The organism is Enterobacter sp. ECC-019 (assembly GCF_043974075.1).
Taxonomy (GTDB): Bacteria; Pseudomonadota; Gammaproteobacteria; order Enterobacterales; family Enterobacteriaceae; genus Enterobacter; species Enterobacter asburiae_D.
The window spans coordinates 3,136,948-3,161,230 of sequence record NZ_CP143759.1 but is presented as its reverse complement, the minus strand read 5'-3'; the positions used below and the strand labels follow the sequence as shown (position 1 = coordinate 3,161,230).

At 57.2% G+C, this 24,283-nt stretch carries 18 protein-coding genes; 6 read left to right on the top strand and 12 right to left on the bottom strand.

The genetic code is table 11. From position 1 onward, the window contains the following. Positions 1–69: 69 nt before the first annotated feature. Positions 70–1,014 carry a LysR substrate-binding domain-containing protein gene (locus tag V1566_RS15025; protein WP_395303835.1) on the top strand — a complete coding sequence of 315 codons (945 nt, stop codon included), beginning with the start codon at positions 70–72 and terminating at the stop codon, positions 1,012–1,014. 55 nt (positions 1,015–1,069) lie between these two features. Here the strand turns inward: V1566_RS15025 and V1566_RS15020 are convergent, their stop codons facing one another. Together V1566_RS15020 and yddG are read right to left on the bottom strand one after the other, a co-directional pair. Continuing rightward, a complete protein-coding gene (locus V1566_RS15020) occupies positions 1,070–2,179 on the bottom strand; it encodes a porin OmpC (RefSeq protein WP_395303834.1) in 1,110 nt (369 codons plus the stop codon). Between the two features lie 631 nt (positions 2,180–2,810). Next, a complete protein-coding gene (gene yddG / locus V1566_RS15015) occupies positions 2,811–3,689 on the bottom strand; it encodes an aromatic amino acid DMT transporter YddG (RefSeq protein ID WP_395303833.1) in 879 nt (292 codons plus the stop codon). 221 nt (positions 3,690–3,910) lie between these two features. Here yddG and fdnG point away from each other — a divergent pair, with 221 nt between their 5' ends. The 3 genes from fdnG to fdnI are packed head-to-tail and all read left to right on the top strand — an operon-like array spanning position 3,911 to position 8,503. Next, entirely contained in the window at positions 3,911–6,958 is a 3,048-nt protein-coding gene (gene fdnG, locus V1566_RS15010; RefSeq protein ID WP_395303832.1) for a formate dehydrogenase-N subunit alpha, read from the top strand. Positions 6,959–6,969: 11 nt separating this feature from the next. Then, the gene (gene fdxH, locus V1566_RS15005) at positions 6,970–7,854 is read left to right on the top strand and encodes a formate dehydrogenase subunit beta (protein ID WP_395303831.1); all 885 of its coding nucleotides are present in this window, start codon (positions 6,970–6,972) and stop codon (positions 7,852–7,854) included. Continuing rightward, positions 7,847–8,503, top strand: coding sequence for a formate dehydrogenase-N subunit gamma (gene fdnI / locus V1566_RS15000; RefSeq protein WP_395303830.1), 657 nt, complete (start codon positions 7,847–7,849; stop codon positions 8,501–8,503). Before fdxH ends, fdnI begins: the two co-directional genes overlap by 8 nt. A gap of 60 nt (positions 8,504–8,563) precedes the next feature. Here the strand turns inward: fdnI and ppk2 are convergent, their stop codons facing one another. After that, a complete protein-coding gene (ppk2, locus tag V1566_RS14995) occupies positions 8,564–9,382 on the bottom strand; it encodes a polyphosphate kinase 2 (RefSeq protein ID WP_395303829.1) in 819 nt (272 codons plus the stop codon). Positions 9,383–9,547: 165 nt separating this feature from the next. On the opposite strand from ppk2, the gene araJ reads away from it, so the two are divergent. Beyond that, positions 9,548–10,723, top strand: coding sequence for an MFS transporter AraJ (gene araJ, locus V1566_RS14990; protein WP_395303828.1), 1,176 nt, complete (start codon positions 9,548–9,550; stop codon positions 10,721–10,723). A 6-nt stretch (positions 10,724–10,729) separates the two neighbouring features. Here the strand turns inward: araJ and V1566_RS14985 are convergent, their stop codons facing one another. From V1566_RS14985 to V1566_RS14950, 8 genes are all read right to left on the bottom strand, one after another. Beyond that, entirely contained in the window at positions 10,730–11,821 is a 1,092-nt protein-coding gene (locus V1566_RS14985; protein ID WP_395303827.1) for an alkylhydroperoxidase domain protein, read from the bottom strand. 10 nt (positions 11,822–11,831) lie between these two features. Next, positions 11,832–12,821 carry a putative FMN-dependent luciferase-like monooxygenase gene (locus V1566_RS14980; protein WP_395303826.1) on the bottom strand — a complete coding sequence of 330 codons (990 nt, stop codon included), beginning with the start codon at positions 12,819–12,821 and terminating at the stop codon, positions 11,832–11,834. After that, on the bottom strand, positions 12,818–14,425 hold the full coding sequence (locus V1566_RS14975) for a dipeptide ABC transporter ATP-binding protein (protein ID WP_395303825.1): 1,608 nt from the start codon (positions 14,423–14,425) through the stop codon (positions 12,818–12,820). Before V1566_RS14975 ends, V1566_RS14980 begins: the two co-directional genes overlap by 4 nt. Further along, entirely contained in the window at positions 14,425–15,273 is an 849-nt protein-coding gene (locus V1566_RS14970; RefSeq protein WP_395303824.1) for an ABC transporter permease, read from the bottom strand. Before V1566_RS14970 ends, V1566_RS14975 begins: the two co-directional genes overlap by 1 nt. Beyond that, positions 15,270–16,214 (bottom strand): ABC transporter permease, encoded by a 945-nt coding sequence (locus V1566_RS14965; protein ID WP_395303823.1) that lies wholly within the window; start codon positions 16,212–16,214, stop codon positions 15,270–15,272. Before V1566_RS14965 ends, V1566_RS14970 begins: the two co-directional genes overlap by 4 nt. A gap of 10 nt (positions 16,215–16,224) precedes the next feature. Next, a complete protein-coding gene (locus V1566_RS14960; protein WP_395303822.1) occupies positions 16,225–17,844 on the bottom strand; it encodes a TIGR04028 family ABC transporter substrate-binding protein in 1,620 nt (539 codons plus the stop codon). A 149-nt stretch (positions 17,845–17,993) separates the two neighbouring features. Further along, positions 17,994–19,004: an alcohol dehydrogenase AdhP gene (gene adhP, locus V1566_RS14955; protein ID WP_213327589.1), complete on the bottom strand. Its 1,011-nt coding sequence runs from the start codon at positions 19,002–19,004 to the stop codon at positions 17,994–17,996. A gap of 195 nt (positions 19,005–19,199) precedes the next feature. Further along, a complete protein-coding gene (locus V1566_RS14950; RefSeq protein WP_395303821.1) occupies positions 19,200–20,909 on the bottom strand; it encodes an ABC-F family ATP-binding cassette domain-containing protein in 1,710 nt (569 codons plus the stop codon). Positions 20,910–21,313: 404 nt separating this feature from the next. Between V1566_RS14950 and V1566_RS14945 the strand changes: the two genes are divergently transcribed. Then, complete coding sequence (locus V1566_RS14945; protein ID WP_395303820.1) at positions 21,314–22,489, top strand: IS4 family transposase; 1,176 nt, start codon at positions 21,314–21,316, stop codon at positions 22,487–22,489. Between the two features lie 53 nt (positions 22,490–22,542). Here the strand turns inward: V1566_RS14945 and V1566_RS14940 are convergent, their stop codons facing one another. Next, complete coding sequence (locus V1566_RS14940) at positions 22,543–24,240, bottom strand: NAD-dependent malic enzyme (RefSeq protein ID WP_159514237.1); 1,698 nt, start codon at positions 24,238–24,240, stop codon at positions 22,543–22,545. Positions 24,241–24,283: the final 43 nt, after the last annotated feature.

Sequence of the window (24,283 nt, the reverse complement as noted above, 5' to 3'; positions counted from 1 at the left end):
TTATCTTAATGATTTATATAAAGATAATGCAATGGTATCCCCGGCTAAAAAGCCTAAAGAAATCAACATATGAATAAAACAGAACAATCGGCGGGTTTGTCTGAGTATGCAGACAGTCGCCTGGCAAACGATCCGCCGCTTCGGGCTGTCCGTGCCTTTGAGGCCATCGCCCGGCTGGGCAGCGTCACGCTGGCCGCGCAGGAGCTGGATATCTCACCGTCGGCGGTCAGTCATCAGCTCAAGGTGCTCGAAGGGTATCTACAAATGCCGCTGACGGAGCGTCAGGGGCGCAGGCTGGTGCTGAGCCAACACGGACGTGAATATTACCGCTCGATCCGTGCGGCGTTTAACGTCCTGCGCCAGGCAACGGAGCATCTGGCTGGGCAGGCGCAAACGCGGCAGGTCACCATCAGCCTGATCCCGCTTTTTGGCATGGGGTGGTTTATCCCGCGTCTGCCTGATTTCATACGTGCCAACCCGCAGACCGAGATCAACGTTGTGTATGCCAACCATCGTAACTATCTGAGCGATGCCTCGGATATGTCGATTCGTTTTGGTAACGGTCAGTGGGCGGGCTATCAGAGCGAAAAGCTGATTTCCGGACAGATGGTGCCGGTGTGCAGCCGCGCGTTTCTGCGCATTCATGGCCATATCGACACGCCTGAGCAACTGCTGCAAATGCCGCTGCTGCATGATGAGGAGCGCACCACGTGGCCGCAGTGGTTTCTGCTGCAGGGGGTAAAACGCCCTCTTCGGCGCAGCGGCCCTCTGTTTGAAGACGGGCTGTTAACGCTGGCGGGCGTGCAGGCCGGGCTGGGCTGCGCGTTGATGCGCGAGCCGCTGATCGCACCTTATCTTGAGAGCGGCGAGCTGGTGAAGATATTTGACTTGCCCATTGATGACGGGCGCGACTATCACCTCTGCGTTCGTTCAGATTCAGAGATGACCGAGGACGGTAAGCTGCTGCAAAACTGGCTGCGTCGGGCGGCGAGCGGGGAGTCGTCAGCAGGGTAAAAGAGACAGATAAAAAAAAGCCAGCTTATTCAGCTGGCTTTTATACAGACAAGGTTTAGAACTGGTAGGTCAGACCCAGCGCAACGATGTTGTCGGTACCGATGCCTGCCTGGCGAGTGAACTGGTTGTCGTCGAGCAGGTTGATTTTGTAATCCACGTAGGTGGACATGTTTTTGTTAAAATAGTAGGTCGTGCCAACATCGATGTATTTAACCAGATCCTGGTCGCCGAAGTTTTCGATGTCTTTACCTTTAGACTGCAGGTAAGCGATGGATGGGCGCAGGCCAAAGTCGAACTGATACTGAGCCACAACTTCGAAGTTTTGCGCCTTGTTTGCAAAACCGTAAATGTCGGTACGCTTATTGTTGGAGGTACCGAAGCGAGTTGCGTTATAGGTCTGAGAGTACTGCGCAGCAAGGTAAATGTTGTTCGCGTCGTATTTCACACCACCGCTGTACACTTCAGCGCGGTCGCCTTCACCGTATACGCCAGCAGCATTCTGGTCAGCGGTACGACGGGAAGAGGACATTGCACCACCTACGCTGAAGCCTTCGCCCAGATCGTAAGTCAGGGACGCGCCGTAGCCGTCACCGTTCTGGTTCAGCAGGCTGCGACCGCTGGTGTTTTCACCGCTTACGCTGCCGTTTTTGCCCTGGTACTGCAGAGCAAAGTTCAGGCCGTCAACCAGACCAAAGAAGTCCTGGTTACGGTAGGTCGCAACGCCGTTAGCACGTTGCTGCAGGAAGTTGTCTGCGCCGTAGGTATCGCCGCCGAATTCTGGCAGAACGTCGGTCCAGGAGGTCACGTCGTAGATTACGCCATAGTTACGACCATAATCAAAAGAGCCCGCCTCAGCGAATTTCAGACCCGCGAACGCCACACGGGTCCAGGACTTGTTGTCGCCTTCTTCCTGGTTGCCCTGAATCTGGTATTCCCACTGGCCGTAGCCGGACAGCTGATCGTTAACCTGGGTTTCGCCCTTGAAGCCGATACGCATGTAGGTTTTATCGCCATCTGCGCCAGCGTCATCAGAGAAATAGTGCAGACCTGTTACTTTACCGTACAGATCCAGCTTGTTACCGTCTTTGTTGTAAATTTCGGCAGCGTTAACAACGCCTGCTGCCAGCATGGAAGTGACTGCCACTGCAACTAATTTAAGTCTCATCTTAAATATTCCTTATAATTTTTTTCAGTATTTCCTGAGCCACTGTGAACGATTTCTAAACGAGGCTGCTCGTCAATGGCATGCTATTTTTAAAAATCTCGTAGTCTTATTTCAATAATAAGTTTCAAATTATTAGAGATAATTTCAATTAATGTGATCTCGATCGTGTGAAAAGGCCATTATTCAAACGAAGCGACCGAATTTTATACGATTAATAATTATTTTATCTGCGGGACTATTGCCATCGATATAATTTCTGCGAGTTTTAGTATATTGGGTTAGATTTCGGTATTCCCGATGCATTGAGGGGGTGGGTATTAGTATTTTTGGTTTAATAATAGTGGGTTAGGAGAGCGTTATGACGTATATTACGAATATTTTCAAGGGTGTGTCAGGATGGAATTATTGCACTCAATGCTATCCATGGTGTTAATATTCACGATTGACTAATTTCATTCTGTTGTCAGTTTGTGTCAATTATCTTATTGGTCGCTTACAGAAGGCCTCAAATATAAACCGTATTTAAACGAATGCCCTATTATTATGATAAACATTCTGAGGCGCGATCACATTTTAAATTTATGTTAATTATGTTGCCGGGCTGAAATCCCCCCGGCCGTTGGAGTAAGCATTATTGTCTTGTTGCGTACCAGCAGAGCAACGACCCGGCGCAGACCATCAGCGCGCCCTGCCAGAACGAGAATGAGAGGGGGGAATTCAGCACTGCGGCGGCAAGCGCGGCTGAGAGGACAGGGGTAAAATACGATACGGCAGCCAGTACCGTGACGTTACCGTGAAGAATGCCAATATTCCATGCGGCGTATCCAAACCCAAGCGCGATACCGCACATGATGAGTTTCACCACCACCGGAAGCGTGAACACCATCTCGGGCTGATCGCTCAGGGTATATTTCACCCACAGACTCAGCGCGGTCAGCAAAACAAACAGGGTGATGCCGTTTTGTCCTTTCGCAAATTTGCTGGTGACCGTGCAGTAGGCGGCCCAGATAAATGCCCCGGCAAACGCCAGCGCGTAGCTCAGCGGGCTGGACACGATATTGCGGGTTATTTCATCAAGATGTAAACCCTGTTCACCGCCCAATACCCAGCAGACGCCCAGCAATGAGACGGCTAAGCCGGGGATCACCCACAGGGTTGATTTCTGTCCGTTGAACAAAATGGCAAACACAATGGTCAGGCTTGGCCAAAGATAATTGACCATGCCCACTTCAATAGCCTGCGAGCGCGTTGCGGCATAGCCCAACGACAGCGCCAGGCATATTTCGTAGCTGACAAATAAAACGCTGCCGGCAATAAGATAGCGGGGTGAAAACCGCCTGATATCAGGAAATCCTACCGTCACCAGACACAGTAATCCGCTGAGGGTGTAGATCATTGCCGCACCGCCTACCGGGCCCAGTCCCTCACTCACGCTGCGAATAAGGCCGACCATGGTGCTCCATAACAGTATTGCCGCCAGCCCAATAAGCGTTGCTCTTTTTCTGTCCATTACTTCGCCATTGCAATAAAAATCAAAGGAAAAATGTATCGCATTACGCCTGTCGCTGTCGTGAATTATTCTCTTAAGCCGTTAATCAAAAAGGGGTAATGAAATATTGCGGGGGTGACTATTAAGGGGGGGAAGGCTGATGACCTTGATTTGACGCAAAAAAAACAGGGGGTTTGCTGTTAGTTTGCGGCGCGAAGTCTTTTCAGATAACGAGGACAACAATGGACGTCAGCCGCAGACAATTTTTTAAAATCTGCGCGGGCGGTATGGCCGGAACAACGGCAGCCATGCTGGGATTTGCTCCCAAAATGGCGCTGGCTCAGGCACGCAACTATAAGCTGCTGCGCGCGAAAGAGATCCGTAACACCTGCACATACTGCTCCGTAGGTTGTGGGCTTTTGATGTATAGCCTGGGCGATGGCGCGAAGAACGCCAGAGAAGCGATTTACCATATTGAAGGGGATCCGGATCATCCGGTGAGCCGCGGAGCGCTTTGCCCGAAAGGGGCGGGGCTGCTTGACTATGTGCACAGCGAAAATCGCCTGCGCTACCCGGAATACCGCGCGCCGGGTTCTGATAAATGGCAGCGTATCTCCTGGGATGAGGCCTTCTCCCGTATTGCCAAACTAATGAAAGCCGACCGCGACGCCAACTTTATTGAAAAGAACGCCCAGGGCGTAACGGTTAACCGCTGGCTTTCCACCGGGATGCTGTGCGCGTCTGCGGCGAGTAATGAAACCGGCATGCTGACGCAAAAATTTGTGCGCTCTCTCGGCATGCTGGCGGTAGACAACCAGGCGCGCGTCTGACACGGACCAACGGTAGCAAGTCTTGCTCCAACATTTGGTCGCGGTGCGATGACCAACCACTGGGTTGATATCAAAAACGCTAACGTCGTGGTGGTGATGGGCGGTAACGCCGCAGAAGCCCATCCGGTGGGATTCCGCTGGGCGATGGAGGCGAAAAATAACAACGATGCGACGCTTATCGTCGTCGATCCGCGCTTTACGCGCACGGCATCGGTGGCCGATATCTATGCGCCAATCCGCTCCGGCACGGACATTACGTTCCTGTCTGGGGTACTGCTGTACCTGATCGAAAACAACAAAATTAATGCGGAATACGTTAAGCACTACACCAACGCGAACCTGCTGGTGCGGGATGATTTTGCCTTCGATGACGGGCTGTTTAGCGGCTATGACGCCGATAAACGCCAGTACGACAAAACGTCCTGGAACTATCAGTTCGATGAAAACGGCTATGCGCTGCGTGATGAAACGCTAACGCACCCGCGCTGCGTGTGGAACCTGCTGAAGCAGCACGTTTCCCGCTATACGCCGGACGTGGTGGAAAACATCTGCGGCACGCCGAAAGCGGACTTCCTGAAGGTGTGTGAAGTGCTGGCCTCAACCAGTGCCGCAGACAGAACTACGACGTTCCTGTACGCGCTGGGCTGGACGCAGCATACCGTCGGCGCGCAGAACATCCGCACCATGGCGATGATCCAGCTGCTGCTCGGCAATATGGGCATGGCGGGGGGCGGCGTGAACGCGCTGCGCGGTCACTCCAATATTCAGGGCCTGACCGACCTCGGCCTGCTGTCGACCAGCCTGCCGGGCTACCTGACGCTGCCGTCTGAAAAGCAGGCCGATCTGCAAACATATCTTGAGGCGAATACGCCAAAAGCGACGCTGCCGGATCAGGTGAACTACTGGAGCAACTATCCGAAGTTCTACGTCAGCTTGATGAAATCCTTCTACGGCGATGCGGCGCAGAAGGAGAACGACTGGGGCTTTGAGTGGTTGCCGAAGTGGGACCAGGCTTACGACGTCATCAAGTATTTCAATATGATGGATAAGGGCAACGTCACGGGGTATATCTGCCAGGGCTTTAACCCGGTGGCCTCCTTCCCGGACAAAAACAAAGTCGTTCGCAGCCTGAGCAAGCTGAAGTACATGGTGGTTATCGATCCGCTGGTGACCGAGACCTCCACTTTCTGGCAGAACCACGGGGAATCAAACGATGTCGATCCGGCGTCGATTCAGACCGAAGTGTTCCGCCTGCCGTCGACCTGCTTTGCGGAAGAGGATGGCTCTATCGCTAACTCTGGCCGCTGGCTGCAGTGGCACTGGAAAGGCCAGGATGCGCCAGGCGAAGCGCGTAACGATGGTGAAATCCTGGCCGGGATTTACCATCGCCTGCGCGAAATGTACCGCACCGAAGGCGGCAAGGGCGTTGAGCCGCTGCTGAAGATGGGCTGGGACTATAAGCAGCCGGACCATCCTGAGTCAGAGGAAGTCGCCAAAGAGAACAACGGCGTGGCGCTGGCGGATCTCTATGACGCTAACGGCAACCTGGTGGCGAAGAAAGGCCAGCTGCTGAACAGCTTCGCGCTGCTGCGCGACGACGGCACGACGGCGTCGTCCTGCTGGATCTACACCGGCAGCTGGACGGAGCAGGGCAACCAGATGGCCAACCGCGACAACGCCGATCCGTCCGGGCTGGGCAATACGCTGGGCTGGGCATGGGCGTGGCCGCTGAACCGTCGCGTGCTGTACAACCGTGCGTCTGCAGACGTAAACGGCAGGCCGTGGGATCCGAAGCGCATGCTGATCCAGTGGAACGGGGCGAAATGGGCGGGGAACGATATTCCTGACTACAACACTGCCGCGCCGGGCAGTAACACCGGGCCGTTTATCATGCAGCCGGAAGGGCTGGGACGCCTGTTTGCCCTCAACAAGCTGGCAGAAGGGCCGTTCCCGGAACACTACGAGCCGATGGAAACGCCGCTGGGGACTAACCCGCTGCACCCGAACGTGATCTCCAGCCCGGTGGTGCGCATCTACGAAGAGGACGTGCTGCGCCTGGGCAAAAAGGACAAATTCCCATACGTCGGGACGACCTACCGCCTGACCGAACATTTCCACACCTGGACCAAGCACGCGCGGCTTAACGCCATCGCGCAGCCGGAACAGTTTGTGGAGATAAGCGAAACGCTGGCGAAGGCGAAAGGCATTGCCAACGGCGACCGCGTGAAGGTGAGCAGCAAGCGCGGCTTTATTCGCGCGGTGGCGGTGGTGACCCGTCGTTTGCAAAGTCTGAACGTGCACGGGCAGCAGGTGGAAACCGTGGGCATTCCGCTGCACTGGGGCTTTGAGGGCGTGGCGCAGAAAGGCTACATCGCCAATACCCTGACGCCAAACGTCGGCGATTCCAACTCGCAAACGCCGGAGTACAAGGCGTTTCTGGTCAACATCGAGAAAGCGTAAGGAGCGATTCAATGGCGATGGAAACACAAGACGTTATCAAACGCTCCGCGACTAACCCGATAACGCCCGCGCCCCGCGCGCGGGACTACAAGGCAGAGGTCGCTAAGCTTATCGACGTCTCCTCCTGCGTGGGCTGCAAGGCCTGCCAGGTGGCCTGCTTGGAGTGGAACGATATCCGCGACGAGGTGGGGCACTGCGTCGGGGTCTACGACAATCCGGCGGATCTGAGCGCCAAATCCTGGACGGTAATGCGCTTTAGCGAAACCGAGCAGAACGGCAGGCTGGAGTGGCTCATCCGCAAAGACGGCTGTATGCACTGTGAAGACCCGGGCTGCCTGAAGGCGTGCCCGTCTGCCGGCGCGATTATTCAGTACGCCAACGGGATCGTCGACTTCCAGCAGGACAACTGTATCGGCTGCGGCTACTGCATCGCGGGCTGTCCGTTTAATATCCCGCGCCTCAATAAAGAGGATAACCGGGTATATAAATGCACTCTGTGCGTGGACCGCGTTAGCGTCGGGCAGGAGCCTGCCTGTGTGAAAACCTGTCCGACCGGGGCTATCCACTTCGGCACCAAAAAAGAGATGCTGGACGTGGCGCAGGCGCGGGTGGACAAGCTGAAAGCACGCGGCTACCAGAATGCGGGTGTTTATAACCCGCAGGGCGTGGGCGGTACACACGTGATGTATGTGCTGCATCACAACGACCAGCCGGAGTTGTATCACAACCTGCCGAAGGATCCGGCGATCGATACGTCCATCAACCTGTGGAAAGGGGCGCTTAAACCGCTCTCGGCGGCGGGCTTTATCGCCACCTTTGCGGGGCTGATTTATCACTACATCGGTATCGGGCCAAACAAAGAGGTGGATGACGACGAGGAGGAACACCATGAGTAAGTCGAAAATGATAGTGCGCACGAAATTTGTCGACCGCGCCTGTCACTGGACGGTGGTGATCTGCTTCTTCCTGGTAGCGGTGTCGGGGATTTCGTTCTTCTTCCCGACGCTGCAGTGGCTGACCGAGACCTTCGGTACCCCGCAGATGGGGCGCATTCTGCACCCGTTCTTCGGCGTGCTGATTTTCGTGGTGCTGATGTTTATGTTCGTGCGCTTTGTTCATCACAACATACCGGACAAGCAGGATATCCCGTGGTTGAAAGGGATCGTAGAAGTCCTGAAAGGCAACGAGCATAAGGTCGCGAAGGTGGGGAAATACAATGCCGGGCAGAAGATGATGTTCTGGACCATCATGAGCATGATTTTTGTGCTGCTGGTGACCGGCGTGATTATCTGGCGTCCGTATTTTGCCCAGTATTTCCCAATTCAGGTGATTCGCTACGCGCTGCTGATCCACGCCATGTCGGCCATCATTCTGATCCACGCTATCCTGATCCATATGTATATGGCGTTCTGGGTGAAAGGATCGATTAAAGGGATGATTGAAGGGAAGGTAAGTCGCCGCTGGGCGCAGAAACACCACCCGCGCTGGTATCGTGACGTGGAACGTCTGGAAGCGAAACAGGAAAGTACGGAAGGAATGAAGTGAGCCCTGCGCCGTCGGCTTTGCCCGGCGGCGCTGCGCTTGCGCGGGCCTATCCCTGCTATATCAGAACCGCTCCTCCACATACCGGAACGGGTATTTTGTGGGTTTGACTTTACCAATTTTGCGTTTCGGTAAATCCACCTTTTCTACGTGTATTTCTTTATACGGAATTTGGGTTAGCAGGTGCGAAATAATATTCAGGCGCACGCGTTTTTTATCCTCTGAACGTGCCACAAACCACGGCGCCCATGCGGTATCGGTGGCTTCAAACATCGCGTCGCGCGCGAGGGTATACTCGTCCCACAGGTTAAAGGATTTAATATCCATCGGCGATAGCTTCCAGATTTTACGACCATCGTTAATACGGTCGCGCAGGCGGCGCTCCTGCTCTTTCGGCGTTACCTCCAGCCAGTACTTCAGCAGGATAATACCGGCATCGACCATCGCTTTTTCCATCACCGGCGTGCCGTCCAAAAATTTCTCCACCTGTTCCTCAGTGCAGAATCCCATCACCCGCTCGACACCCGCGCGGTTATACCAGCTGCGATCGAATATCACGATCTCGCCTGCCGACGGCAGGTGCGGCACATAGCGCTGGAAGTAGAGCTGGCTTTTTTCTTTATCAGTTGGGGCAGGCAGCGCAACAACACGAAACACGCGGGGGCTGACGCGCTCGGTGATCGCTTTAATGGTACCGCCTTTACCGGCACCGTCGCGTCCTTCAAAAACGATGCACACCTTTAGTCCCTTGGCGACGACCCACTGCTGGAGCTTAACCAGTTCAACGTGCAGGCGACGTAGCTCTTGATCATACTCTTTGGTCTTTAACGGAGCATTCTTTACGACATCAACAGCGACACTGGTTTTCTTTTTGTTTCCCATGATTGTCATCCTCAGGTTATCCGGCGCGGGAAAAGCGAGGCCGCACTATAAAGTGTAATCCACCTGAATTAATGGATTAACGTGTCAGCCAGCTGATTTGAACTGGCTCACCATACAAGATTATTCAATAATGCCCGTCGCGAGTGATTAACCAGTGGTTGAAGTATGAAAAAGACAATTTTTTCGTTGGCACTTGGCACATTTGGCCTCGGGATGGCTGAATTTGGCATTATGGGCGTGCTCACCGAACTGGCGCATGACACCGGTATTTCGATTCCCTCCGCCGGGAATATGATCTCGTTTTATGCTTTCGGTGTGGTGATTGGCGCCCCGATTATGGCGCTGTTCTCAGGCAAGTTCTCGCTAAAGACCACGCTGCTGTTTCTGGTGGCGATGTCCGCTGTCGGCAATGGCCTGTTTACGTTCTCAACGTCGTACTTCTGGCTGGCGCTGGGACGACTGATTTCCGGATTTCCGCACGGGGCCATTTTCGGCGTCGGGGCGATTATCCTGTCTAAAATTGCGCCGCCGGGTAAGGTGACGGTCGCGGTGGCAGGAATGATTGCCGGTATGACCGTGGCGAACCTTGTGGGCGTTCCGCTGGGGACCTGGCTCGGGCACCAGTTCAGCTGGCGCTACACCTTTTTTCTGATTGCCGTGTTCGATGCGCTGGTGATCCTCTCGGTTCTGCTCTGGGTGCCGGACATCCGCGACACGTCAGAAATCAAATTGACCGAGCAGTTCCACTTTCTGAAAAAACCAGAACCCTGGCTGATTTTTGCCGCCACCATGTTTGGCAACGCCGGGGTGTTCGCGTGGTTCAGCTTCGTTAAGCCGTTTATGGTCAACGTCTCCGGTTATTCAGAAGGGATGATGACGGCCATCATGATGCTGATGGGGCTTGGCATGGTGTTGGGCAATCTGCTGAGCGGTAAGCTCTCGGGGCGTTTTAGCCCGCTGCGCATTGCGGCCACCACCGACATGGTGATTGTCGCCTCACTGCTGCTGCTTTTCGCCTTTGGCGAACTGAAAACGGCCTCGCTGGTGATGGGCTTTATCTGCTGTGCCGGGTTGTTCGCACTCTCTGCGCCGCTACAAATTCTGCTTCTGCAAAATGCGAAGGGCGGTGAGATGCTGGGGGCTGCAGGGGGGCAGATGGCGTTTAATCTCGGCAGCGCGATTGGCGCGTATTTTGGCGGGATGATGATTACCTTCGGCTTTAGCTGGCGTTACGTCACGCTGCCGGCGGCAATACTCTCTTTCTCGGCCATGAGCGCACTGCTGATCTACGGTCACCTGCGGGCCAGACGGGATCAGGCTAACGCTCGCGCGCTAGCCTGACAGATTTCAGGCAAGCCAGGGCTCACCCAGGGTCAGCATCAGGCGGTTGGCCCAGGCGAAGAAAGCGGCGGACTGCACCAGGTCAAGCTGCGCTAAGGTATCCAGCCCCTCTTTTTCCAGTGCGGCAAGGTGCAGCGGCGTGGCGGCAGGCGGCGTGACCGACAGCGCCGCCGCAAAATCGATTTCCGCCTGCCAGCGTGCGGATTGCCCCTCGCTCAGGGACCGCCCCGGCCTCACGGCCAGCAGGGCCTCTACCGCCGCGTCATCCTTTGACAGCTGGCTGGCTTTCCGCGCATGGACAGATGCGCAGTAAATGCAGCCGTTGATTTTACTGGCTACCGTTGCGGCCAGCTCGCGCTCGGCGCGCGGCAATCCTCCCGATGTATAAAAAATTCCTTTATCCGTCAACGTGCGCTGTTCGAGCACCGGCAGGTTGCGCCCCAGCAGGCGGAAGTAGTCGGAATCGGTATGGCCAAATTTCGCCAGGATGGCAACCTCATCGTCACGGAAGTCTGCCAGCGGTTTGGCCGCTATCCACGGTTCCCATCCCAGCTCATGCTGGGTAAACGCGACGGGAGCCACCTTCCCGGTGACCGTTGTTGCGGTCGTGTGCCAGATGCCTGCCGCCACCGGCGCATCGCTTTTGGCGACGGGTTTGTCGTTCAGCAGCCGCAGTCCGGTGATGATTCGACTCTGGAAGCTCACAAACGCGACGAGCTGTGCCAGGGTAACAATGCCTTCCTTGCTCCATCCCGCCTGGGTCAGCGCCCTTAACGCCGCAGGCGTCGCTTCGACGGGGGAGAACGTCAGCAGCCGCGCGAAATTCAGCGCCGGGGTCAGGCGTTCTGAGGTGGGGTCGGCCAGGCCAAACCCCGCATAGTGCGCGGCCAGCGCCTCCGCGCTGTGCCAACGGGCGACTTTGGCCGCCACGGCGAAGCGCTCGTCGAGTGCAAAATCACCATCCTGCTGGCTAAACAGGATTTCGTAGCTGCCCTGCGCGTGGCGCGTGGCGGCATCACGCGTGGCGCGCGCCTCTGCCAGAGGGGAACCGGGTTTAATTTCCGCCAGCTCGGCGAGAATGTCCTGACTTAATGACATAGGTGTCTCCTCAAAGTATGTGGGGGGCAATGCGTTCGGCGATAAGTTCAATGGACCGCAGCGTGTCGCGATGCGTGGGTTCGACCGAATGAACCTGGAATGAGATATCCGTGGCGCGCCTGAGAACGGAATCCGCATTCAGTGAATGCAGCACCGTATCGGGCGAACCAATATGGGCGTCGAACTGACGACGATAATCAGTGACGCTGTCACCTTTAACGATGTGCCCGGCAGCGCGATGCTGCAGGGCTTGTTTGGTGAGACCCGGCGTCGCGACTTTGAGCGCATGGTCGTCGCTGTCGGCGACAAACGCCGTACGGGAGGCCAGAATACGCGGTGCTATTCCTGCAGGCAGCGCATCGAGATAGGCATCCACAATCGGGTTCTGGATCTCGTCGAGCGTTAAATCCAGCCGATCTGCCGGGCGTGGCTGCGTGCGTGAGAGCATTAAACCGTGTCCGGCCTGCGCGGCGCGAACGGCACCGTCAACAGAGAAGGTGGCAATCCAGATACGGTCGGCCAGTTGTGGTGCAGGCGGATAAAGGTGGTTATCCGGATGGGTCAGCGAATCCCCGCGCCAGGCGCTTTGAATTACATGCAAATGGTCGGCAAAGGCCGCGCCGCGCTCCTCAAACGTCAGACCGAACGGCAGAAATGAGGTCGGTGTGCCACCCGAACCAAAACCGACTTCAAGACGGCCATCGGCGAGTAAATCGAGCACGGCGGCATCTTCTGCAACGCGCAGCGGGTTTTCCATCGGCAGGGTAATGATGGCCGTGCCCAGACGAATGGTTTCGGTATGCGCGGCGACGTGCGCCAGGAACAGCAGCGGCGACGGCAGGCCGCCTTCACTTTCGTGGAAGTGGTGCTGTGCAATCCAGGCGCTGTCAAAACCGTGGCGTTCGGCGTGGCGGATCTGTTCAGTTGCCAGACGATAACGCTCCTTCGGCGTAGCGTCGTCAAGCAGGCGGGTGAAAAATCCCAGGCGTTTTCGCGTCATGCGAACTCCTCCGTAGCGGGTGAAAAATGGGGGATGGCGTCAATCAGCTCGCGGGTATAATCATTCTGCGGCGACGCGAATAAGGTTCCGACGTCGCCCTGTTCGACCACCTGACCGCTGCGCAGCACCGTGACGCTGTGGGCGATCCGGCGCACGGTAGACAGATCGTGCGTGATAAAGAGGTAGGTCAATCCCAGCTGCTGCTGCAGCTGCTGGAGCAGAGCCAGAATCTGCGCCTGCACGGTGACGTCCAGCGCCGAGGTGGCTTCGTCCAGCACCAGAATGGTCGGCTCGAGGATCAGCGCCCGGGCGATGGCAACGCGCTGACGCTGTCCGCCTGAAAGTTCCCGGGCGGTGCGGCTCAGGAGTTCGACGGGCAGGGCAACCCGCTGTGCCACTGTCTCCACCCGGACCTTTCGCTCCGCCTTACCGAGGCGAGAAAAGTTCTTCAGTGGCTCTTCGATGATGTCAAACAGCGTCTGACGCGGGTCGAGAGAGGCAAACGGGTTCTGGTAGACAAACTGGATCTTCTGGCGCAGCTGACGACGGGCCTCGCGGCTGAGCGCGGTGGCATCAATATCATCAATAATGACCTGTCCGCTGTCGGCCTGTTCAAAACCCAGCAAAATACGGGCGAGGGTGGTTTTCCCGGAACCGGATTCACCGACCAGCGCATGCGTACTGCCGCGCCTGACGTCAAACGTCACCCGATCCAGCGCCTGAAGCTGATGACCTTTGCCCAGCGAGAATTGTTTGCTGATGGCGCGAGCGCGAATGGCCGGTGACGCGAGCGGAAGACCTGATACCGGGGCAATGGTCAGGCGCTGGCCCTGGAGATCGCTCAGCAGCTGGCGGGTGTAGGCGTGCTGCGGCGTGCGGACGATATCGGCGGTGTTGCCCTGTTCCTGAACCTCGCCATCGCGAAAAACCAACAGCCTGTCCGCGCGCTGGGCGGCCAGCGCCAGATCGTGGGTGACAAACAGAACGGCAGTACCCGATTCCCGGCGCAGGATATCCAGCAGATCGAGAATGCGTTTTTGCACCGTCACATCCAGCGCGCTGGTGGGCTCATCGGCAACGATAACGTCCGGGCGCAGGGCAATGGCGATGGCAATCAGCACGCGCTGTTTCATTCCGCCGGAGAGCTGATGCGGATACTGCGTCATGCGCTGTTCGGGGTGGCTCAGGCCGACCTTTGTCAGCAGGGCGAGCACCTGCTCGTCGCGCTCGGCGCGGGTCACTTTCTGGTGTAGCTGAATAATCTCTCCGACCTGCGCGCCGACGGTTTTCACCGGGTTGAGCGAATTACCCGGATCCTGCGGAACCAGGCTAATTCGCGCCCCGCGAAGGGTATCGAGACGCTTAGCGGACCATCGGCTAATCTCCTCGCCATTGCGCGATATTTTTCCCGCATCGCGCCGGGCGTTGTCAGCCAGCAGACCAATGATCGCCTGTGCCGTGGTTGTTTTGCCGGAGCCGGACTCGCCGACAAACGCCAGCATTTCCCCGCGCCCGAGCGTAAAGCTGACGTTATGCACCACCTCTCGCCACTGGCGCGCGGTACGGTAGCTAATCGTCAAATTTTCTACTGAGAGAACGGTCATTAGCGACCTCCGCTGAACTGTTGGCTGATACGGTTGGTGGCCAGCACCACGGCGATGACGACGACGCCGGGGAAGGTGGTGAGCCACCAGGCGGTAGAGAGATAGTTACGGCCTTCGGCAATCAATAAGCCCCATTCCGGCACCGGTGGCGGGGTGCCGTAGCCGAGAAAACTCAGCGTGGAGAGCGCCAGGATGGCCTGACCAAACTGCAGCGTGGCAAAGGCCAGAACGGCGGTTAAGGCGTTGGGCAGGATGTGTCGCCACAGCACGGCAAAAAACGTCCCGCCGCTGCCAAACGCCGCCTCGACGTAATCCGTGTGCCGGATGCGCACGACTTCACCGCGCGCGAGGCGGGCGAAGCTGGCAATTGAGGCCACGCCGACGGCAATCGCGGCGTTAACGGTGCCAAACCCGAGCAGAATAATCACCGTCAGCGAGAGCAGCAGAGACGGGATGGACAGCAGCACGTCGACGAAACGCATCAGCAGAGACTCGACGCGTCCGGCGAACGCCCCGGCAACCACCCCTAAGCCGGTACCGACCACCAGACCCATCGTCACGGCGGCCAGCGCCGCGCTCAGGGAGTGTGATGCACCATAAACAATACGCGTGTAAACATCGCGGCCAAGCTGATCGGTGCCGAGCCAGTGTCCCGCCTGCGGCGCCAGGCGTTGTGCCCCAGCGATGCCCTCAATCGGGCTGTAGTGGGTTAACAGGCCGGGCGCCACGGCGGCAAAAGCGGCGAGAATAATCACCCCCCATGCCAGCCACAGTCCCGGCTGCCATTCCACTGCCTGCCACGCTGGAACGCGCTTTCGCGCGGCGGCAGCGTAATCGACAAGACTCATGATGCACCTCCGGTAACGGTTTGCAGACGGGGATCCAGCAGCGGCATCAGCAGATCCACCAGCAAATTGATCAGGACAAAACCGAGGGCGGAAATCATCACCACTGCCTGAAGCACGGCGATATCCTGGTTATTCACCGCCTGCTGGGTCAGCTGTCCGAGCCCGCTGCGGCCAAAAACGGTTTCCGTGATCAGCGCCCCGGCAATCAGCTCGCCCAGCAGCAGTCCGGCAATGTTCAGGACCGGCAGCAGGGCATTGCCGGTAACGTGACGCCACAGGACGGCTGTTTCACTCAGCCCTTTGGCCCGGGCAACGGCGACAAACGGCTGCGTCGCCATCTGGTCCAGACTGCGCATCAGAATTTGCGCCAGCGGGGCGGAGATCGGGATCGCAACGGTGACGATCGGCAGGATCAGTCCCTGCAACGGCGTCGGGTTAATCACCGGGATCAGCCGCAGCTGAAAAGAAAAGAGCTGGATGAGGGCAATCCCCAGCCAGAACGTGGGTAAGGAGATAAACAGGACCGGCAGAGACTGGAGGGTATTGCTCAGCCAGCGCAGACCCGGCAGACGCGATGCAAAGGCCAGCGCAAACGCCAGCAGGACCGCGAGTACAAACGCGGGCAGGGCGAGACTCAGGGTATCCGGCAGATTGCTGGCAATCAGCTCGCTGACCGGCACGCCTGCCTGTAACGAATAGCCGAAATCCCCGCGCAGCATCGCCAGCAGCGTGTGGCCGTATTGCTGCCACAGCGGGCTGTCCGCGCCGTAGGCCACGCGCATCTCCTCGATTTGCGCCGGGCTTAAGCCCAGGTCCGGGTTCTGAAATTTAATCAGCACCGCGTCGCCCGGCAGCACCTGGAGCAACACGAACGAGAGGGTAAAGGCGGCCCACAGTACCAGCAGCCCGTGCCCAAAGCGTTGAAGAAGTGCGTGGCGCATCGTCAGCTCCTCAGTGTTTCTCGATCCACGCGCCGTAGAATGACGGGCGGCCTACCGCTTCAAAATTGACGCCTTTCAGCCACGGCGCACCGGCAAAGACCTGCGGCTCTTCGAAAATTGGAATGACGTAGGCGTTATCCAGCAGATAGCGCTGGGCATCGCCGGTCAGCTGCAGTCGTTTTTGCGGATCGACTTCGGCGGAGATGTTCACCAGCAGCGCATTTAGCTTGTCGTCGCGGAAGTTTTTGACCTTGTCGCTGGAGCCGCCTTTCTGCAGCAGCGCGTCGCGGTTAGCAGGGTAGAACATGCTTTTCACCACGTCAGGATCGGCACGGCCTACTTCGGAGACGGTTAACGGGGTTTTCAGCGGGTCAAGGTTATCCAGCGTGCGGCTGCCTGCGTCACCGGCTTTGACGCTCAGCGCCACACCCACCTGTCGCCACTGCTGGGCAACCAGCTGCAGCACCTCTTTGTTCTGCGGCTGCGGCAGGGATTCATACACCGTCAGTGCCAGACGTTGGCCGTCTTTGGCGCGGATCCCGTCGCCGCCTGCTTTCCAGCCCGCGTCGTCCAGCAGCTGGTTGGCTTTTGCCGGGTCAAAGGTCAATTTGTCGCTGAGATCGACAAAGCCTGCGGCGGAATCGGCAATCACTGACTTCGCCTGCGGATAGTTGGCCGAGAAGAGGGTCTCGACCACCTGTTTTGCATTGGTGGCATGCAGCAGCGCCTGGCGTACGCGAATATCGGAGACCAGCGGGTTATCCGGGCGGAAGCTGATGCTGTCATTCACCCCGCGCGTCGGGGCCGCATAGATCTTATAGCCCTGGTCTGTCGCCTGCTTTTCGTCATACGCCTGCACCTGGCGAATAAAGTCGGCCTGACCGGCCAGCAGGGCGCCCACGCGCACGCTGTCTTCCTGGGTCACAATAAACTTGATGCCATCAAGATTGGCTGGCCCCTGTTGCGCCAGGTTTTTCGGTCCCCACTGATAGTCTTTGCGCGCTTCGAGCGTCACTTCACGGCCCAGCTTCTCGTCCTTCACCACAAACGGTCCGGAACCAATGATGTGGCGGGCATCTCCCAGCTCTTCGAAGTTGCGCTTCAGCGTGCTGAGCGAGACCAGACCCGAGCCAATGGTGGCGGTGCCTTGCAGGAACCCCGGTGACGGTTTTTTGAAGTAGAACTTCACAGTCAGCGGGTCGATGACTTCGCTGCGATCGTAGTTATTGATCACTTCGGACACCGGCAGGCGCTGCGCCTTATTGCCTAAACCGTAGGTATCAAAGTTTTTCGCCACGGCGTTCGCGTCCAGCGGCGTGCCGTCGGAGAAGGTGATGCCGGGACGAAGCTTAAAGGTGTATTCGGTTTTATCGGCGTTGGTGGTCCAGCTTTCTGCCACCCAGGGTTCCACCTGCAGCGTCTTTGGGTTCTGCCACGTCAATTTGTCGGTGATTTGATTCAGAATGCCGCCGTTCGGGTAAAAGCCACCGGCAGGTGGATAGAGGTTGGTGTGCGCCTGTTGCTCCAGATAAATCAGCGTGCCGCCTTTGACGGGCGCATCAGCGGACCAGGCTGCGGTTGTCGTCAGAATCAGCGCCGTCAGCAGCGGCAGACGAAATGGGGTTTGCATGGTGAATTCCTTTGTTATCTTCTTGTTAGCGTCGGATTCATCATCGGGCGCGGGGGAAAACAAGGGAACAAAGGAATTGAGATAAGGATTGCCGGAAAATGGCTATAAAAAAACCGCCCCGGAGAGGAGCGGTGATGAACAGTGAACGATTACGAACGTAAGTCGATCACCATACGGCCGCGAATCTGGCCCTGTTCCATCTCTTTAAAGATGGCGTTGATGTCCTCCAGCGGGCGCATCGTGACTTTCGGCACGACCTTACCTTCAGCGGCGAACTGGAAGGCTTCCTGCAGATCCTGACGGGTGCCGACCAGCGAACCCACTACCTGAATGCCGTCCAGCACCAGTCGCGGAATGTCGAGGCTCATCGCTTCCGGCGGCAGGCCAACCGCGACCACGCGGCCACCGGCACGCACGGCATCAACCGCCGAGTTGAATGCCGCTTTTGCGACGGCAGTGACAACAGCGGCATGCGCGCCGCCGGTTTTTTCCTGCACAATTTTAGCGGCATCTTCGCTGCGGGAGTTGATGGTTAAATCCGCACCCATGCTGGCCGCCAGTTTCAGCTGTTCGTCGTTAACGTCAAGGGCGATGACTTTGGCGTTAAAGACGTTTTTGGCGTACTGCAGCGCAAGGTTGCCCAGCCCGCCCAGACCATAAATTGCGATCCACTGGCCCGGTTTGATACCCGAGACCTTCACCGCTTTGTAGGTGGTGACGCCGGCGCAGGTAATGCTGCTGGCCGCCGCCGAATCCAGGCCGTCCGGCACTTTTACCGCGTAATCTGCGGTGACGATGCACTCTTCCGCCATCCCGCCGTCAACGGAGTAACCGGCATTTTTCACATCGCGGCACAGGGTTTCGTTGCCGCTATTACAGTATTCGCAGTGACCACAGCCTTCAAAAAACCAGGCCACGCTTGTGCGGTCGCCGACTTTCAGCGACTTCACGCCGGGGCCGACTTCTTTAACGATACCAATCCCTTCGTGGCCCAGGATAACCCCGGTTTTGTCGCCGAAATCACCGTTCTTCACGTGGAGGTCGGTATGGCATACGCCACAGCATTCCATCTTCAGCAGGGCTTCCCCGTGCTTTAGCGGGCGTAAGGTTTTTTCGGTGACGTTGACCTGGTGGTCCTGAGTGACAACAGCAGCCTTCATGTGTATCTCCTTGTTCATGATGAGTATCTGCATAGCAGGTGTAGTACCCCTAAGGATTGATACATTAGCCTGGTAATGCAAGGCTGCGGCAACATAATGTCATCATTTGAATCGATTGCAGATTAAGAATACGGCGATCCTCCAATAATTAAGGGGGAAAATGCTGGCCCGGCGAGGTGTTCGCCGGGCGCAGACTTACAGCATTGCTTCTATCTCCTCAATCTCTTTACGCCATTGCGCCTGCAGTTGCGGCTTTTGATGCTTCGGCTTTCGCGCCAGATCGTCTTCCAGCAGCGTTTCCAGCACGACCAGCCGCTCCAGCAGATCGTCATATGGCGAGGATTGAACCGTCGCGGCGACTGCGGGCGCAGAGGATGTCATAAGCCCCGCGCTTTCACGCAGACGCTCAAACACCGCTTCTGCATCGTGCCACTCGCTCAGTTTTCCCTCTTCAATCAGCCAGAAACGGTTGCAGCTTTGGCTAATTAACTGACGATCGTGGCTGACCAGCAGCACGCCGCCTTCGAACTGCTGGAGGGTTTGCGCCAGCGTCTCCTTGCCTTCCATGTCCAGGTGGTTGGTCGGCTCATCCAGCATCAGCAGGCTATAGCGGGCAAGCGTCAGGCCTACAAACAGCAGGCGCGAGCGCTCGCCACCGCTGAGCGTGCTGACCGTTTGCCCGTGACGCGCCCACGGGAAACCCGCGCTTATCAGCGCCATTTTGCGGTTCTGCGGATCCGGCGCGAAAGGCTCCAGCGCGTCGAGCAGCGTGGCGTCATCCGGCAACTGATGAAGCGTCTGGTCGTAATAGCCTGGCGACACGCGCGGATGGATTTTCAACCCGCTGTCTGCGTGCTCATCGGCAAACTGTTGCCAGATAAGCCTCATCAGCGACGATTTGCCGCAGCCGTTACGACCGACAATCGCCACGCGATCGCCGCTTTTCAGCCGCGCCATGTCGATGTTAAACAGCGGCGGTAGCCCGGGTGCTGGCGGGACGCTGAGGTTTTCCATCTCCAGCAGACGGTCTGCCCGCAGCGCGTCGCCGCGCAGGGTTAACGTCCACTGGCTGCCGGCCGTGAGCGCCGTCTGGATCTCCTTCAGCCGTTCGACCTGCTTTTCCATCTGTTTGGCTTTGCGGGCCAGGTCTTCGTTGTCGTAAACCTTGCCCCAGGTCGCCAGCCGCTTCGCGCTCGCGGTCACGCGGTCGATCTCCTTTTGCTCAGCCTTGTGGCGCTGGGCATCGCTTTCATCTTTTGCTTCAAGCGCCGTGCGTGCCGCCGTGCAGGGAAGGGCAAAGTAGTGCAGCATCTTATCGCGCAGGATCCAGCTGCCGTTAGTGACGGCATCCAGCAGCTGTCTGTCATGCGAGACCAGCACGAAGCTGCCTGACCAGTTCTGTAAAAAGTGCTCCAGCCAGAGCATGGTCGGCAGGTCCAGGTGGTTACTGGGTTCATCAAGCAGGAGCAGATCCGGCTCGTGAATCAGCGCCCGCGCCAGCAGCAGGCGGGTGTGTTGCCCGCCGCTCAGCGTGGTGGATTGCAGCATCATATCCTGCGGCGTGAAGCCCATGCTTGCCAGCAGCGTTTCGGCTTTCCACCGCAGGCTATCGCGCTCAGCTAGAGGCAACTGTGCGAGTACGGCATCCAGCATGGTCAGCGGGAAAATGGCGTCCGGGAGATGTTGCTCCACGCGTGCCATCAGACAGTGCCCGGCCAGCGCTACCGTTCCGGCGGCAGGGGAGTCCGTGCCGTCCAGCACCTTCAGCAGCGTACTTTTGCCGCAGCCGTTGTCGCCCAGCAGGCCAATGCGGTCGCCTTTTTTCAGCGTAAAGGAGAGTGAGTCGAAGAGCGTGCCAAATGCCGTATCAACACGTAAAGATTGTGCAGTGAGTAAAGTGCTCATTGTTGCTTACCCAAGAGTTACAGGCATGTTCATGCCTCGTCAAACATCGCTGACGATAACTCAGTAAGCCCGAGAGAAGGGATTTAAGGGGTTGGTGTCTTCGCTCAAGCAGAAGTTATCGCAGCACGATACCGATAACGCTTGAGCTGGTGCGATCACCAAATGTATGTGAAACATTGAAAATTTCACGATACAGCATAATTGGCCTCCTTATATATTCAGTAGGTTAATGGATTAAGGGAGTGTAGCGGGGGAAAGGGGGTTTGGCTAGTGGGTATTCAATGGTGCGGTCTGATGCCCTCACCCTAACCCTCTCCCACAGGGCTGAGGGTTCCCCAAAAAAATGAAAAGCACGATGAAGTGTGATCTACTGGTTGCGCTAACAAATCAGAAGAGACCTCATCGTGCCTTTACAGACAGTCTGCCAGAAATTTTTCTCCGCGTCTTTACCTGACATTCACAGCTTCCGGGTCAATGTCCTTGTTTCCATGGCCGTCGCCCTCACGCACGGTGCCAGTCTGACCCTGACCAGCCTGGGACGTACCCTTCCCGGCAGGGCGCACGTTAAAAATAAAATCAAACGTGTTGACCGTGCCCTGGGCAATACCGCCCTTCACCGTGATATTCCCCGTATTCAGCACCTGCTCACACATACCATCACCTCCCTGATGCCCTTCTGTGTTATCGCTGTCGACTGGACCGGCTGGCATGACAGGAACTGGCATCTTCTGCGGGCAAGCCTGGTCTGTAATGGCCGCTCACTTCCGCTTATGAGTGAAGTTGTCCCCGCAGAGCTGGCGCAGAACAGCGGTGTACAGTGCCGCTTCCTTGACCGCCTGCATGACGCCATCCCGAAAGACAAAGCCGTTACCATCATTACGGATGCAGGCTTCCGGACAGACTGGTTCCGGCATGTCAGCCAGCTGGGCTGGCGCTTCACCGGCAGGGTCAGGGGCTGTATCAGCTTCCGGCTGGACGGAGATAAAAAGTGGATGAAAATCAGCGAGCTTGAGGCTACCGGACAACCGGTCTGCGTGGGTTACGGTGTCCTGTCCCGTAAACCACGAGCGCCCTGTTACGGCCGGTTCTATCTGCATAAGCGCCCTGACGCAGGGCGTCAGGGAAAAGGGGGAATGCCAAAAACACAGCGGGAACACCGCAGTAGCGCCCGTGAGCCCTGGCTGCTGTTCAGTAATGCAGAGGGGCTGGAGCCGCACCAGATAATGGCGCTGTACAGCCGCAGAATGCAGATAGAACAGAACTTCCGGGACGACAAAAGTCCCCGCTTCGGGTTCGGTCTGAGGCTGAGCCGGAGTCAGGGAAAAGGGCGGCTGGAAGTGCTGAATCTGGTCGCAGCGATGGCAAGTCTGGTGCTGTGGCTGGCAGGTTACAGGGCAGAAAGGCAGTGCTTACACAGGCATTATCAGGCAAGCAGTATCAGACACAGGCGGGTCCTGTCTTACCTGAGTCTGGCAGAAGAAGTCATCCGGCATGAGCCTGGAAAAGTGAGGCGGCTGAATATAGGTAACGAGATAAAAAAGCTGGGAAAAGAGTACAGTAATATGGTCATGGTGGTATGACCATATTACTGGGGATCCCTCAGCCCACAGGGAGAGGGAACGGTCGGGTCGAATTAAATCGAGGTACGGCGATAGCTGCGGTATTCAGGCTTCCAGAAGTTGTCGTCGATGGCCTGCTGCAGCGCGTCGGCAGAGGTTTTCACCGCCACGCCCTGCTGCTGTGCCATTTTACCTACCGCAAACGCGATAGCGCGCGACACCTTGTGAATGTCTTTCAGCTCCGGCAGCACCAGCCCTTCACCGTTGTTGACCAGCGGCGAGTAGCCCGCGAGGGTTTCGCTCGCCGACATCAGCATTTCGTCGGTAATGCGGGATGCGCCGGAGGCGATCACACCCAGACCAATGCCCGGGAAGATGTAAGAGTTGTTGCACTGGGCAATCGGATAGGTTTTATCCTTCCACACCACCGGGTCGAACGGACTGCCGGTCGCGACCAGCGCGTTACCTTCGGTCCAGGCGATGATGTCCTGTGGCGTCGCTTCCACGCGGGAGGTCGGGTTGGAAAGCGGCATCACGATAGGGCGCTCGCAGTGCTTGTGCATCTCGCGAATGATCTCTTCGGTAAAGAGACCGGTTTGCCCGGAAACGCCGATCAGAATATCCGGCTTCACGTTGCGCACCACGTCCAGCAGGGAAAGGACTTCGTTGTCGGTATCCCAGTTTTTCAGGTTCTCACGTTTCTGCACCAGCTTGGTCTGGAACGGCAGCAGGTTTGGCATGCCGTCGGTCAGCAGGCCGAAACGGTCAACCATAAAGACGCGGGATCGGGCCAGCTCTTCGCTTAAGCCTTCACGCTGCGTCTGGGCAATAATCTGCTCGGCGATACCGCAGCCCGCAGAGCCTGCGCCCAGGAAGACGATTTTCTGGTAGCTCAGCTGGCTGCCGGCTGCGCGGCTGGCGGCGATAAGCGTACCCACGGTCACGGATGCGGTGCCCTGGATGTCGTCGTTAAAGGAGCAGATCTCATCGCGATAGCGGTTCAGCAGCGGCATCGCGTTTTTCTGCGCAAAGTCTTCAAACTGCAGCAGAACGTCCGGCCAGCGGTGCTTCACGGCCTGAATGAAATCGTCGACAAACTGATAGTACTCGTCGTCGGTAATGCGCGGATGGCGCCAGCCCATATAGAGCGGATCGTTGAGCAACTGCTGGTTGTTGGTGCCGACGTCCAGCACCACCGGCAGGGTATACGCCGGGCTGATGCCGCCGCAGGCGGTGTAGAGTGAGAGTTTACCGATTGGGATCCCCATCCCGCCAATGCCCTGGTCGCCGAGGCCGAGAATACGTTCGCCGTCGGTCACCACAATCACTTTGATATTGTGGTTCGGCACGTTCTGCAGAATATCGTCCATGTTGTGACGGTTCTGATAAGAGATGAATACCCCGCGTGAACGACGGTAGATCTCTGAGAAACGCTCGCAGGCCGCACCCACCGTCGGGGTGTAGATCACCGGCATCATCTCTTCCAGATGGTTCTGCACCAGGCGATAGAAGAGGGTTTCATTGGTGTCCTGAATGTTACGCAGGTAGATGTGTTTGTCGATTTCAGTTTTGAAACCCTGATACTGGATCCACGCGCGCTCCGCCTGTTCTTCAATGGTCTCAACCACTTCCGGCAGCAGGCCAAGCAGGTTAAAGCTGCTGCGCTCTTCCATGCTGAAGGCGCTGCCTTTGTTGAGCAGGGGGAATTCGAGTAAAACCGGTCCGGCGTATGGGATGTATAAGGAACGATGTTTTTTCAGTTTGTTGTCCATGTCACTCACTCTTTTTATGAAGATCCGTCCCTGACACTGCTGT

Coding starts and splice junctions, on each gene's coding strand:
- V1566_RS15025 (WP_395303835.1), top strand. CDS start 70: ATGAATAAAACAGAACAATCGGCGGGTTTGTCTGAGTATGCAGACAGT.
- V1566_RS15020 (WP_395303834.1), bottom strand. CDS start 2,179: ATGAGACTTAAATTAGTTGCAGTGGCAGTCACTTCCATGCTGGCAGCA.
- yddG (WP_395303833.1), bottom strand. CDS start 3,689: ATGGACAGAAAAAGAGCAACGCTTATTGGGCTGGCGGCAATACTGTTA.
- fdxH (WP_395303831.1), top strand. CDS start 6,970: ATGGCGATGGAAACACAAGACGTTATCAAACGCTCCGCGACTAACCCG.
- fdnI (WP_395303830.1), top strand. CDS start 7,847: ATGAGTAAGTCGAAAATGATAGTGCGCACGAAATTTGTCGACCGCGCC.
- ppk2 (WP_395303829.1), bottom strand. CDS start 9,382: ATGGGAAACAAAAAGAAAACCAGTGTCGCTGTTGATGTCGTAAAGAAT.
- araJ (WP_395303828.1), top strand. CDS start 9,548: ATGAAAAAGACAATTTTTTCGTTGGCACTTGGCACATTTGGCCTCGGG.
- V1566_RS14985 (WP_395303827.1), bottom strand. CDS start 11,821: ATGTCATTAAGTCAGGACATTCTCGCCGAGCTGGCGGAAATTAAACCC.
- V1566_RS14980 (WP_395303826.1), bottom strand. CDS start 12,821: ATGACGCGAAAACGCCTGGGATTTTTCACCCGCCTGCTTGACGACGCT.
- V1566_RS14975 (WP_395303825.1), bottom strand. CDS start 14,425: ATGACCGTTCTCTCAGTAGAAAATTTGACGATTAGCTACCGTACCGCG.
- V1566_RS14970 (WP_395303824.1), bottom strand. CDS start 15,273: ATGAGTCTTGTCGATTACGCTGCCGCCGCGCGAAAGCGCGTTCCAGCG.
- V1566_RS14965 (WP_395303823.1), bottom strand. CDS start 16,214: ATGCGCCACGCACTTCTTCAACGCTTTGGGCACGGGCTGCTGGTACTG.
- V1566_RS14960 (WP_395303822.1), bottom strand. CDS start 17,844: ATGCAAACCCCATTTCGTCTGCCGCTGCTGACGGCGCTGATTCTGACG.
- adhP (WP_213327589.1), bottom strand. CDS start 19,004: ATGAAGGCTGCTGTTGTCACTCAGGACCACCAGGTCAACGTCACCGAA.
- V1566_RS14950 (WP_395303821.1), bottom strand. CDS start 20,909: ATGAGCACTTTACTCACTGCACAATCTTTACGTGTTGATACGGCATTT.
- V1566_RS14940 (WP_159514237.1), bottom strand. CDS start 24,240: ATGGACAACAAACTGAAAAAACATCGTTCCTTATACATCCCATACGCC.